The 11980-nt window shown below is 62.9% G+C and carries 10 protein-coding genes and 3 pseudogenes; 5 read left to right on the top strand and 8 right to left on the bottom strand.

All coding sequences use genetic code 11. From position 1 onward, the window contains the following. Positions 1-298: 298 nt before the first annotated feature. A pseudogene (locus tag BLR02_RS31115) lies at positions 299-442 on the top strand (IS5/IS1182 family transposase); the annotation flags it as partial. Between the two features lie 202 nt (positions 443-644). On the opposite strand, the gene BLR02_RS20510 reads toward BLR02_RS31115, so the two are convergent. Both BLR02_RS20510 and BLR02_RS20515 read right to left on the bottom strand, forming a co-directional pair. Continuing rightward, positions 645-1952, bottom strand: coding sequence for an IS701 family transposase (locus BLR02_RS20510; RefSeq protein WP_456303800.1), 1308 nt, complete (start codon positions 1950-1952; stop codon positions 645-647). Positions 1953-2587: 635 nt separating this feature from the next. Next, positions 2588-2929, bottom strand: a complete 342-nt coding sequence (locus tag BLR02_RS20515) for a hypothetical protein (protein ID WP_090664468.1) — start codon at positions 2927-2929, stop codon at positions 2588-2590. A 187-nt stretch (positions 2930-3116) separates the two neighbouring features. On the opposite strand from BLR02_RS20515, the gene BLR02_RS20520 reads away from it, so the two are divergent. Next, a complete protein-coding gene (locus tag BLR02_RS20520) occupies positions 3117-3353 on the top strand; it encodes a hypothetical protein (protein WP_090664469.1) in 237 nt (78 codons plus the stop codon). Positions 3354-3418: 65 nt separating this feature from the next. Here the strand turns inward: BLR02_RS20520 and BLR02_RS20525 are convergent, their stop codons facing one another. After that, a complete protein-coding gene (locus BLR02_RS20525; protein ID WP_090664470.1) occupies positions 3419-3715 on the bottom strand; it encodes a hypothetical protein in 297 nt (98 codons plus the stop codon). A gap of 441 nt (positions 3716-4156) precedes the next feature. Between BLR02_RS20525 and BLR02_RS20530 the strand changes: the two genes are divergently transcribed. After that, the gene (locus tag BLR02_RS20530) at positions 4157-4546 is read left to right on the top strand and encodes a helix-turn-helix domain-containing protein (RefSeq protein ID WP_090664471.1); all 390 of its coding nucleotides are present in this window, start codon (positions 4157-4159) and stop codon (positions 4544-4546) included. Between the two features lie 573 nt (positions 4547-5119). On the opposite strand, the gene BLR02_RS20535 is transcribed toward BLR02_RS20530, so the two are convergent. Together BLR02_RS20535 and tnpC are read right to left on the bottom strand one after the other, a co-directional pair. Continuing rightward, positions 5120-5536 (bottom strand): hypothetical protein, encoded by a 417-nt coding sequence (locus BLR02_RS20535; protein ID WP_143018216.1) that lies wholly within the window; start codon positions 5534-5536, stop codon positions 5120-5122. 548 nt (positions 5537-6084) lie between these two features. After that, positions 6085-7363 (bottom strand): annotated as a pseudogene (gene tnpC / locus BLR02_RS20545) (IS66 family transposase). Positions 7364-7614: 251 nt separating this feature from the next. Here tnpC and BLR02_RS28800 point away from each other — a divergent pair. Together BLR02_RS28800 and BLR02_RS30565 are read left to right on the top strand one after the other, a co-directional pair. Next, on the top strand, positions 7615-7911 hold the full coding sequence (locus BLR02_RS28800; RefSeq protein WP_143018217.1) for a hypothetical protein: 297 nt from the start codon (positions 7615-7617) through the stop codon (positions 7909-7911). Between the two features lie 1241 nt (positions 7912-9152). Beyond that, positions 9153-9830 (top strand): hypothetical protein, encoded by a 678-nt coding sequence (locus tag BLR02_RS30565; RefSeq protein WP_245704876.1) that lies wholly within the window; start codon positions 9153-9155, stop codon positions 9828-9830. Positions 9831-9977: 147 nt separating this feature from the next. Here BLR02_RS30565 and BLR02_RS31120 read toward each other — a convergent pair. From BLR02_RS31120 to BLR02_RS20555, 3 genes and pseudogenes are all read right to left on the bottom strand, one after another. After that, a pseudogene (locus BLR02_RS31120) lies at positions 9978-10475 on the bottom strand (replication initiation protein); the annotation flags it as partial. Positions 10476-10754: 279 nt separating this feature from the next. Then, positions 10755-11378: a hypothetical protein gene (locus BLR02_RS28805; RefSeq protein WP_143018219.1), complete on the bottom strand. Its 624-nt coding sequence runs from the start codon at positions 11376-11378 to the stop codon at positions 10755-10757. Between the two features lie 145 nt (positions 11379-11523). Continuing rightward, positions 11524-11980: transposase (locus BLR02_RS20555; protein WP_143018220.1), on the bottom strand; the 457-nt coding region annotated here is incomplete at its 5' end.

Consider the following 11980-nt stretch of genomic DNA (forward strand, 5'->3'; position numbering starts at 1 on the left):
ACCCGTGTGGCCCAACTTCAGCAGCGGCAACAGGACGCAACCGAGGCTGCGGATGCCGAGCGGGAGTTGATCCTGGTCACCAGTCAGCTGGAGGACTTCGCCACCAAGGTGCGCGCGGGGCTTGATACCCTCACCTGGCTCGGCACACGGGACATCATACGTACGCTGGTGCGGCGGATCGAGATTGATGGCGACGGCATCGAAGTGGTGTTCCGCGTCCCACCGCCAAGCGGCAGCGCTCCCCCGCCGCCCGGCCCCGCTGGCGGCAACGCCCCAAACTGGCAAGATTGTACAGGCGGTCGTCGAGCGCACCATCGCCTGGCTCAATCGCTGCCGGCGATTGGCCAAAGATTGGGAGTGCCTGAACCGCCGCGCGCTTGCCTTCCTGCGCTGGGCCTCCGTCCGCCGCATGCTCCGAAGGCTATGTCAGAAAACCACATGATCCCGGATGGACTCTAAGACACTGATATTGCTGATTCGGGCATGCATCTGTTCACTTGCAGTATAAGAGCCGCTTACCGCAAAGGAACGGCCCCTGCCGCAATCGGCCGGTGCGCAAAGGTAAGGCCGCCCACAGAGCGTGACGGCCTTGAGTTTTTCACGGCAACTATCACTACCTGGGCAGTCTAAAGTCAGGCGGTGGCCTAAGCTTGCGCCGGCAGTGCGGGCATCGGATCGGGGTGACGAGGTCGGCGAACAGCCGCGTCATGATGGCGCGGCGGAGAGCCGGCAGACTCGGTGATGGTGGCGGTCCCGGAACCTGACCCGGCATTTTTCCCCGACCCCGTCGGGCGCTGCCCGGCGAGGCGGAGATGCTGCAGATAGGCCAAGGCGATGCAGGTCATCAGCGCGTGTCGGTGCAGCCCGGTCCAGGAGCGGCCTTCGAAGTGGCCCAAGCCCAGCTCTTGCTTGAGCTGCTGGTGCGCCTGCTCGCAGACCCAGCGCGCTTTGATGGCGGCAGCCAAGGCGCGGAGCGAGGTCCGGGGCGGCAGGTTGCTGAGGTAGTACTTGCGCTCGCCGCTCGAGCGCCACTCGCCCACCAGCCACACCTCGTCACCCGGCAAATGGCGGTTGTTGGCCCAGACCGCGCCATCACCAACTCGCACGCGCATGGCCGCGAACTGTGCCGCGAGAGGGCCCTTGGTGCCCTGCCGCCAGGTCACCCGGCGCCAGGACAGCCCAGCCAGCACCGCCTCGGCTTCCTGGGGTTCCTGGTCCGGCACCGGACGCCGCTTGCGGCCTGTGGGCGGGACCAGCTGGACGTCAGCGCCATAGACCTTCTGGTTGCGAGGAATGCCCACCGCCCAGGTCAGGCCCCGCTTGCTCAAGCCGGCCCGGAATGCCGCGCTCGCGCCATAGCCGGCATCGGCCAGCACCATGCCGAACCGCACCCGGGCGGCGATGAGCCGGTCCAGCTCGGCCAGCGCGATCGCGCCCTTGCTGCGGGCCACCACCTCGTCCTCCGGCACACCGGCGGCGGCGCAGCGCTCCGGGTCGTCCACCCACTCCTCGGGCAGGAACAGCCGCAACCCCACAGGCACCGGCACCTCCGCGCTGGCCAGGGTCAGCGAGACCAGCGCCTGGCTACTCGCCCGCTTGCCCAGCTGGCCGCAGTACTGCCGCGCCACCCCGACCGAGACCGTGCCCTTCTTCGGCAGCGCCGTGTCATCGATCACCAGCGCCGCCCGCGACCCGCCCACCAGCTGGTCCGCCTGCTCGGCCAGCACCTGCCAGAGCGGGGCGTCATCCCAGGCCGGACTAGCGATGAAGTGCTGCAGCTGATCGTGCCCGCTCAGCCCCAGGCACGCCGCCATCGGCTGCAGGCTCTTGCGCTCGCTCGGGCCCAGCAGCCCGCGCAGGTAGAGCGGCGCCCAAAGCCGCCGCTTCTTATGCCCGACCGCCGCCAGGAACGGCTCCAGCCAGCTGTCCAGCTCCTGCACACCACGACCCATCCCCGCCTCCCGGAACCCAAACCCCTCCAGTCAGTTCAAAGACAACGCAGGGCAGCATTAAAAGTGCCCAGGTAGTGCTAATTGGAGCAGACATCCAACACCGCTCCAATCGAGTGGGTTTGTGCCCATTCCTCGTGAGGATTGGTTCAGCCGCCTACTCCGTAATTTCACAGAGTTTCTCAATAATGTTGTCTATATTCCCCTTAACAACAACAAAACCCCTGGCATCTGCAGGGGAGCTAAAGTAAATCCTGGCGTATTTTTCTTTATTATTTGACAAGTCTTCTACATATATTACTTGAGCAGGATTTACATATATGGCTTGAGGCGAGTTCGAGTGCGTTTCAAAGCGAACAAAGGTTGTCATTTTAAACCTCCGCTGACTTGGGCGTGGGTGCCTTGGTCGCTACAGCTCTGACTAACGCAGTAGGGCCATTTAGGCTGTACCCCGTTACCGCAAGTTAGCCAGCGCTGCTTCTGGTCGACCTGTGGCTCGATGAGCGCCGGCTGCCCAGCTGCACTCGGGGGGTGCCGAAGGCGAGGTAAGGGGGGCACCAGCCGTAGACTGCACCCATGCGAAAGGGCGCCAAAGGCGCCCCATGCATTAGCGTCACCAGCGTTGAGGATGGGCGCGATCAGCCACCCTGGCGGGTGAACTGACCGGCAAGGGTCGGGCTGCCTGCTGGGGCCGGGACATAGGCCAGCGCCTGCTCACGGCCACCGCCGATGAACTGGGCGACATAGCCCGTCGAGGCTTGGCCTGTGGTTCGACCGACAGCGGCGACGCTGCGGTTGCCGGCCTCGCCGGTGATGCGGGCATAACCGCCACCGACCACATTCTGGCTCGGCGTCACATACTCAACGCGGGGGCCACCATCGGCGCCGCCACCCACCAGGCGGGGGCCGTTATCCTGAGCCTGGGCGGCACCCACGGCACCGAGGGCGATCAGCGAGGCAAATACAGTGGTGCGGAACATGGCTTGGTTCTCCGTCTCGGAGGCCGGCGGTTCAGGGCGTGACGCCTGGTCGACCTTGCTTGAGGCGAGAGATGGGCCCCGCATCGGCTCAGGACCAATACGAAGCCCGGATGCCGTTCATCCATGGGATGGATGAACGGCGCGGCGGCTGCTCCGCTACTGGGAAGCCTGACGACAGGAGGATGTCATGCCGCGCCGCGCCGCCATGTCTAGGCCGGATCCCACACTGGAGAGGGCCATAGACCGCTACTGCGCCGCCTTCGGCCGCGATGCGCCGCCCTGCATCGTGGGTCTCGACAGCGCCATGGCCGGGGCTGCCGCCATCATGCTGGCCGATGCGGTCACGGCGCGGCGCCCGCTGCGATACTGCGCCATCGCTGATGCGCTGGGCGGATCACAGCCGCCAGAACGCGCATCGCTGTAGGCTTGTGGAGCTTCGGCCCTGGATCCGCTTGCTCCTGCTTGCGGCCGCGGCGCCGGCCAGCCCACCTAGATGCTTGGTGGCACCTGCGCCCGCACCCCCAGCCGGGCCGCAGCGGCTTCGAGCAGTGCAACGTCGCCTTCGCGCCATTGATGGCGGGTCAGCAGCTTCGTTGCCTCGGCCGGCGGCATCCCAAGGGCGGCGCCAATCTCGGCAGGGCTAGTGGTGCCCCGATCATCGAGCGCGCGGCCAATCGCCATCTTCAACCGGATCATGGTCAGCCGGTCGGCGGTTCGGCGCCGGCGCTCCTCGGGCGAGATCTTCGGCTTCGTGGGCGTTGTCTGGTCGTCGGGTGGCAGGCTCATTCCGCAGATATCGGCCACCCGCGCAGCAGACGCCAGGGGCCTCCGCGGCAGGGCTCTCTTGCGATAAATCGCGCGTGCAGGGGGTGAGAGGGGGCCACCCGGCCCCAGCCTGTCCTACCGCGACGGCGGGGTAGTGCGACCGCAGCAACAGGCCCCTTCCGGCTCTCAGGGACTAGATAGTCCGCGAGAACGTGGCTGGTAGTAGATCCTGCCCTGTCCTGTGTCGTGGGGTATGACCTGCGGTGATTGCGCGCGGTTCCGTGAAGGCTTTGCGTCGGCTAGCGTCAGGTCCGCATTCCCCAATCGCTAAACACCCTGGGGTTCATTCGGACCAGTTGCTGCCGTCACATCGACGCAATGAGATTAGTCTCGCGGAACAATGCAACGAAGGCCGCCACAGGCTGCGTTACGTCGGCTTCCGACAACGTAGGACGCTTGCCGATGAGCCCTGACGTGCCACAGGACGAACCGCAAAGCCAACACGCCACGACGGTGGACAAGCATGTTGGCCAAAGGATCCGCGAGCTGCGGCTTGCCATGGGGCTGTCCCAGCAGCAGTTGGCGCGCCTCATCGGCGTGACCTACCAGCAGGCGCACAAGTACGAGCGGGGGCTGAACCGCATTTCCGCAGGCCGTCTGTTTGTCATTGCGCAGGCGTTCGCCACCGATCCCGCATGGTTCTTCGAGGGCATATCGGGCCGAGATGAGGCTCAAGAGCTAACCTCGCGTCAGCGCCGGCAGTTGGCGCTGCTGCGCAACTTCGCTTTGATCAAAGATGAAAAGCATCAGGAAGCCATCAGCAGCATGGCCCGCACGCTGGCAGGCTCATAGCAAAGTTTGCAGGCTATCAGGCGCCCTCCCCGCGGATGCCTCGCCTTAGTGCGCCTCAGGACCGCCCAGGAAGCCACATGGGAGGGGCAAAATCAGCAGCGGCGCTGCCATTAAGCCTTATTCAGCTTCATGCTGCAGTGCGCCATAGGGGCAAGTGAGGGGAGGGACAGGCAGAGGAGCTTTGCCATGGTAGCCTTCCTACTCGGGACAGCAGGTACTCTCGTCGTGAGCCTCGCGCTGCGCATCGCAGTGGATGAACTCGCAGCGCGGTGGGCGAATGGGTCGCTGGATGTGCCTCGGAGCTTGCAGGGGTCGTAGCCGGCCATGCCTCATGATGAGGAGAACCGCATTCCAGCCGCTCCCCTGAGCCTCATGGAACGCGACATGATGAGGGTACTGGTCCGAAACCAGAAGACCGTCGCTGGTGACGCTCGTTCGCAGGTTTGCGGCCTCAAGGTGCTATTCTCGCTCAATGGTGACGCCGATGTATCGTGGGACATCCACGCGTCGCGGGAGAAGTCTGCGCCGTAGCGAAGCCCCACTTTTCCACCGTCACCTCGACCTGCGCCACGATCACCGGCCCGGCCAGCCGTTGCTGGCTGATTCCGGCACCTCCACCCCCAACCGGGCAGCCGCAGCCTCAAGCAACGTCACATCACCCTCGCGCCATTGGTGGCGGGTTAGCAACTTGGTTGCCTCCGCCACCGGCATCCCAAGGGCGGCGCCAATATCGGTGGGCCTGGTGATGCCTCTCTGATCCAGCTCGCGGCCGATCGCCATCTTCAGCCGGATCATGATCAGCCGGTCGGCGGTTCGGCGCCGGCGCTCCTCGGGCGTGATCTTCGGCTTGGCGAGCGGCATCTGGTCAGGGGGTGGTAGGCTCATGCCGCGAATGTCGGATGCCGCGGCTATCAGCACCAGCCCGATCAACGAGTTCTGGTCTTCGTCGCGCGCCAGATGGCCTCGGTTCGTTTGCAGTCCGCCAGACACAGCGCCCTCAACCTGCCCAGTGCTGCGTCGGGCATACCGGCGAAAACCCTGCCGTCCCGCTGCCGACGCTGCACCTCGAACCGGTCCATAACCGCAAGGTCGCGCAGGTCTTTCCCTTCGTGGCTGTCGCATTCCAGGTCCGGGCAGTAAGGCCCAATGCCGGGAGCGATCAAGTATGGGGTTTCGCACACGCGGCATTGCATGGGCCTGCCCTCCAGCGGTGACGCGAGGGATGAACGCACATGGCGGTCACTTGGGTGCCGTGAGCAATGAGGAAGGGCTGAGGTCGGCGCTTTCTGGCTTGCGGTAAGTCCCGCTTCTCGGTTCTGAGCGGGGCCTGCCGCAATTCGCGTCTGGGCAGAGAGAAGGCCGCCCACGGAAGGCGGGCGGCCTGAGTTTTTGCAGGACTCAATGTGCCAGTCTGCCCCGCCAAACGTCGCCTTTGCTGATCTGGTTCTCGAGCATTCCGCCAGTGGTTGGAGCATTCCGCAAGCCGCGCGACCGGCCTTGCCGTAATTACCCACCCCCTGACTTCTGCGGCGGAGTGGTCAGGCCGTGACGGTCGTCAGGATCGTGCCGAACACGCTGGTGCCGGGCACGAGGCGGGCGGTGTCGACGACGGTGCGCACGTCCGCCTCGCCTTGGGCGGCCCACATCGCGCGATAGCCGTTGGTGACCTTGCGCTGGATCACGGCAGGGCGGAGGTTGCGCTCGCAGGCGTTGTTCGTTGCTCCGACCTGGCCAGGCCAGTCCACGAAGGTCAGCAGTTGGTCGCGCGCTCGTCGCAGCTTCGCTTGCAACGCCCGCGTCAGCTCGCAGCCGCTGGGGGCTGCGAGGATCGGGTCCAACCTGCGCTCGAGTGCCCGCCGCTTGGCGGCCAGGGTGGAGGCGGCCAAGCCTGCGGCGGCGTCGGCCAGAGCAAAGGCCGAGCCCAGCCAGAGCTTGAGCCGGAACGGCACGGGGTCGTCGCTGGCCTCCACTGCATACGCCACGTCGCGCGCCAGGTGCGCCAGGGCAGGTTTGCTGGGCCAAGCCGTGGCCCTGCTGGGCCGCGTATCGGTCCGAGAGCCAGACCGCAGGGCGGTGCCCGTCCATCATGGCGCGCACGACGGAGGCGGCGCGCGTCGGCGCGGCCTGGTGCACCACGGCGTCCTGGCAGCGGAACACCCAATGGTAGCCGCTGCAGCCCTCGATCCGCACGCCGGTCTCATCCGAGGCCACCACCTGGGCACGGCGCAGCGCCACGACAGCCGCCTCTCGCCCGGGCTGGAACCGGCCTTGAGCGCGGCGGAGCAGGTTCATCAGCCCACCTTGGCTGAGGCGCAGCCCAAACAGATCGGTCAGCGCGGCCTGCAGCCGCTCCTAGGAGAGTGCCTGGTAGGTCTTCAGGTAGGTGGCCACCGCGTGCAGCCGCGGGCCGAAGGGCGTGCCGCTGACCGGCACTGGCGCCACCGCCCGCGTGCCGCAGCCGGGGCAGCGCACCGCCAGGCGGTGGTGGTGCACCACCCGCGGCCGGACCGCGGGCAGCTCGATGGGCTCCCAGACCCCGGCTGCTTCGGTCGGTAGACCGGGCGCGAGCTCCATTCGGCAGCACGGGCAGACCTCAGGGCGGTGGGCGACCCTCTCGGACACATCGTCGCTCAAGGGACGGCTGCGACCCTCGTGGCCCGGCTTGGCGCCTCCAGGCTTGGCGCGCTCGCGCCGCTCCTTTCGATCCGTGGACGGCGGCTTGGAGGATGTGCGCGACGTCTTCTCCGGCCGCTGCAGCCGCAACACCAGCTCGATCAGCTCCGCCTTGCTCAGGTGCTCAAGCTCGTCTCGCTGCATGCCAAGATCGAATCAGCCAACCCGCTCCCGCGCAAGGGGGGGTGGGTAATTACGCCTTGCCTGCCTTGCGATAACTCCGGCGTACCACGGGCAATGGTCCGCGACCGAGCCGCTGGCGATGTGCGCGGCGGTGCTGCGGGCTTGGGCAATGCTGGCGAAAATCTGAAGCCTGGCGGCCGTTCACCACCCAGCCTTCGTACGCGCGACCCTGTTCGCGGCAACTGACTGGATTGAGGGATGACGGAGGACGCATGATGCCTTCGGATCTGGCCGCAGTCACAGACCGGCTACGGCGGGCATTGCTGGCATTCCAGTCGGCACAAGGCCTATCCCTGGCTGCTCACCGGCGGCTCAAGGCACTGCCGCAGCTAGAGGTGGATGCATTCTGGGATGGGCCAGGGCGCCGCATCGAGGCGAACATGGGCTCTGCATCGGCAGAGGTGGTTGCAGCCTTCAAAGCGTTCTCCGCAGTCGGGCTGGTTGCCGCTGCTGGTGACCGTCACCTCGTCACCGCGGCCCAGCGGCATCTTGCGGAGAGTACAACGTGACCTGCCGCTCCCAGGTGAACCCTGGCCCAGCGCCGGCCGATGCGGCGAAAGTAGTCCGGTTGGCAAGGGTTCGAGATGCCGCCCGACGTCGACCGGCCGATGTCCAATGATCCATTCTTGGTAGCGCAGGATGCCTATAACGCCTGCTTCGGAGAGTCGCCGCCGCTTATTTTGGCTGTGCCTCCGGACCGGTACCCCGCTCTGATGACGGCTATGGGTGCCGCAATCAGACGTGGAGAAAAGCTATCGCAAGCGGAGGTGTTGCACGTTACCGGGTTGCAGGAGCCGGCGGCGCTTGATGGCAGGGACGGGTCTGTCTTCTAAGGGCCGCGATGACTAGCTTAAAGTCATATCCTCCAGGCGGCAACGTCCGGCAGCGGGAACGGCGCCACCTGCCACGTTGCACGCTCAGGGGCATCGCTTCCGACTTTCCCAAACCAAATGGGTCTGAGGGTTCAGGACAACTCGTCCACTCTGTGAAAAGTGGGCATCAACAAAAGAAAGCCGTCTAGCCACGTGCTGCCACGCCGCTCCTGGGCCCGAGCAATCCGGTCATCCCGAATAAGTTGCTTATGGGGCTCCGCCGCAATGTCGCACAAGCGGTCCAGCACGCTGATCGCCTCGTCCCAGTATCAGCTCTGCTGCTCCGGTGGGTATTGCCAAGTTGTTGGGTGGATGTATCCGGGATAGGTGATGAGTTCGGGTGTCATCAACCCAGCTTGCCCCAGCAGCTTCGTTCCGAGTAGAGTCCGACAACGTGGCAATGACCTCTAACTCTCCCGAATTCGGTCTAGGAGAGGAAAAGAACGAACGGGCGGAGGCCAAATTCTCGTTAGTATCTGCTGCCAAGCCCGATATTCGGCACTGAATATTGAGCTACGCAGACGGCGCCAGTAGGTGGGATTTGACCACCCATCTGCCACGCTACGCTTTTCGCTGATCCGGATCTCCTCTTCAATGCCTTCCTTTCGAGAATTGAATGCCCGCCATGCATCGCTTCTGGATGTGGCAGTGATGGCTAGACTTGCTAGTTCCTCTAAGCGAATCACTCGGCGCAACTGACTCAGTTTACTATTCATTCGCGCCTTCTTACGCCGTTTAGCGTCCTGAAACGCTAGCTTTGCAGTCACCAACGCCTCAGCCACCGCCGTGTGCGATGTCATGGAAACTGCCGGTAGCGGAGCTGGCTTGGAACCACGTTTTTGACAACGATCTGCAAATCCCCGCAGTACGGCGACCTCATGTCGAACGATCTTCGCTTCGGCTGCCTGCTGATGCTTCTGTTCGCGCGCCTTCACACGAGAGAGCTGTGCCAGAACAGCTGGAGAGACAGACATCAATTCTTGATTCTGGCTGCTAAGTTTATGAGCGCCAAAGCTCTCATTACCGGAAAGGCACCTAAGGGCGGCTTTCCGCATCGTTGCAGAATTGATGCTTTGAAAGGGCACAACATCAGTTTTCCACAGGCGTTGCACCTGACGCAGTTTCACATTAGCCGCCTCCGCCAGGATAGGCTGAGTGATTATGGTGCCGGCGGCGAGCAAAGCCAAAAGCGACGTCGCAAGCGTCGCCTCTGTGGCGGTTCGCCGTTTCGACGCCGTATGAAGCGCGCCAAGGCGCTGCCGCTCTGGACGACTCAGGTTTGTTTCATCCAGTCGAAGTATCCCGCGATTTGGCCGCGGATGGCCCTTCCGCTGGGGCCTCCCCCGTCGACTACACGCGCCCATATACTGGGCGATGCTGCGGGCGATCGTTGTTTGTTGCCGGGGGGTTGCTGGGCTGCCTATAGCGGCAGCTTGTTGCTCCACGATTTCACGGATAATTTTGACGTCGCTCGTACCGAGAGCGTAAATCACGAATCTAGCCGCATCGAAAAGTCGCTTGCCTCGCTCTTGGTCGCGAGGGGGGACGAGCATTGAGTGTGAGTTTCGGAAGCTCAAACGTGGCAAGCGGATTTTCCGGCCAGTCTCGTGTTCATACTGTGTGAGAGCACGGCGCAGGGCATTTAGTTCTATAGGATAGCCTCCACCTCTGTTAACGCACCAAACGTTGGACCAATTATTAATTGCGAACGGATTTTTTGTTAGTCGGTTTGTAAACGTTGGATCGGCCTGTAACGCTTCCGTGAGTCCAATCCTAACCGCCGTGAGGAGTTGGATTGGCTTATCCCGTGCTCTTTCTCCGGTAAAGACGGGGCTTTTTAGAAACCACGTGACGTGCGCCCGCCCGGTCAGAGACGTACGAACAATCATTGGCCATGGTGCTGCTGCGTCGACCGAATGCAGGAGCCGCATGAACTCGGTGACGACCAAGTCCACGTTTTCATGGTCAAGGTCGAAAGTAAGTGCGTTAGTAAAATCTGTCGTATTGAACGAGATGTAAGCCACGTTGATGGCCTGGGATAGCCGCATCCGGACGGATGATGGATGCGACGTGTGCAGTGTATCACTGCAGAGAACCATGCGAGGCAACCGCGGTATAACGAAGTCGGCCAGTGGCGCTAGATCTGGGGCAAATTCCGTTGCGAGTGACCGGGCTGCGAGGGTTGTGTCATTTCCAGCCATAAGCTCCGCAAGGCGCACCCGAATCGTCCACTCTCGGTGGTCGCCACAGAACGCAAGGCCATCTCCGGATTGCTGCCGTTGCCGACCGCCGTTGCGGCTATGAGTTAGAGTAGGCTCGACCGGCGAGGTACTATCAAGCACAACGTTCTCTCAAAATTCTCGAATTCATCAATCGACGGCAGCCAGTTTTTACTACGCAACTGGCCTCAGTTTCATCCTCGGCTAAACGGCTGTTTTCGTAGCAGACCGGGAAGCTCGCCGGCATAGAATACTGTCTCACTACTCACTAGGCTGATGTCGAGGCGCTCGAGCGTGGCGCAGGCCGGTGTCACGCAGATGCCGGCGTTTTATGGGGCCAATATGACCTCGAGCGGCCTGAAAGCCGGCAGCGAAATTTGAGCCGAGCATTTGCGCCAATACTACACGGTCCATCGGCCCGAGCTTATTGATCAGGTCGCACCCCTCTGCAGAAATCTCGATAGACGCTGTTCCCGCCGTTGTCAGAGTCCAATGTCCCTCCGGGTCGTTTCGAAGTTTAGCAGACTTGGCCTCATACCTAGCGGTTGCCTGTCGTATTGCCGCACGAGTAATATGTAGTCCAACAACCTGGACAGTGCGAGTCCACCTCACGCCGTCGTTGTTTTTTCGTACGATCCAGCGACGCGCCGTTGCGATTGCAGTTTCTGGACTTTCTTTTTCATCCAGTGGAAGTATGACTGAAAAATCCTTACCGTAATCAATACTGATTGATCGCCAGCGCCCGCAAACACGATAGCGGATCGGTTGGTTATCTACAGTCGTGGCAATCGGGTTGACGCTGATCATGGCTGCGTCAGACTGACTGAGGTCTTCGTCTGGCTTGAAGGGGCCTTGCTGACCGACGCAGTTTGTACTGACGACCATGCTACCTTTTTCCCTGACATCCCCGCGCATATCGCGAGATATCGGGCATTATTAAATGTATCAAATTTACAATACAACTGGCTTCAAGATTTTTTTGGTGCGATTGTCGTGTTCCTACATTTTGGCCGGTTCGGCTGTGATGCTCCTATAGTGGCCAAGCGGCAGTTTGCTTTGGGCGTGTGGTTTTAGGGCCGCGGCAGAGATATCCGAAGATCTCGCGGGCGACGAAGCGCTTGAGGCACCGGATGATCTCGAGCTTGGTCTTCCCTTCTGCGGTGCGTCGCTTGACGTAATCTAGGGTCGGCTGGTGAGCGCGCATGCGCACAATGACCACGCGGTAGAGAGCGGCGTTGGCTTGCCGGTTGCCGCCTCGGTTGAGCCGATGACGATTAGTCTTGCCGCTGGATGCGGGGATTGGGCATGCACCGCATAGCTTGGCAAAGGCTGCTGCAGAACGGACGCGCTCGCGATTGTCACCGATCAGCAGCAGCATCTCTGCCGCGGTGCCTGCGCCCATGCCATGGGCCTGAACCAGGTCGGGGGCGAGTTGCTGAGTAAGTTGCTCAAGCTGAGCGTCATGGTCCTTGACCTCCGCGGTGAGG

It is taken from the genome of Belnapia rosea, assembly GCF_900101615.1.
GTDB lineage: Bacteria > Pseudomonadota > Alphaproteobacteria > Acetobacterales > Acetobacteraceae > Belnapia > Belnapia rosea.

Bases quoted from the DNA above. Each gene is read 5' to 3' on its own strand.
- BLR02_RS20510 (WP_456303800.1), bottom strand. From the start codon at position 1,952: ATGGGTCGTGGTGTGCAGGAGCTGGACAGCTGGCTGGAGCCGTTCCTG.
- BLR02_RS20515 (WP_090664468.1), bottom strand. From the start codon at position 2,929: ATGTTCCGCACCACTGTATTTGCCTCGCTGATCGCCCTCGGTGCCGTG.
- BLR02_RS20520 (WP_090664469.1), top strand. From the start codon at position 3,117: ATGCCGCGCCGCGCCGCCATGTCTAGGCCGGATCCCACACTGGAGAGG.
- BLR02_RS20525 (WP_090664470.1), bottom strand. From the start codon at position 3,715: ATGAGCCTGCCACCCGACGACCAGACAACGCCCACGAAGCCGAAGATC.
- BLR02_RS20530 (WP_090664471.1), top strand. From the start codon at position 4,157: ATGAGCCCTGACGTGCCACAGGACGAACCGCAAAGCCAACACGCCACG.
- BLR02_RS28800 (WP_143018217.1), top strand. From the start codon at position 7,615: ATGATGCCTTCGGATCTGGCCGCAGTCACAGACCGGCTACGGCGGGCA.
- BLR02_RS30565 (WP_245704876.1), top strand. From the start codon at position 9,153: ATGTCGAACGATCTTCGCTTCGGCTGCCTGCTGATGCTTCTGTTCGCG.
- BLR02_RS28805 (WP_143018219.1), bottom strand. From the start codon at position 11,378: ATGGTCGTCAGTACAAACTGCGTCGGTCAGCAAGGCCCCTTCAAGCCA.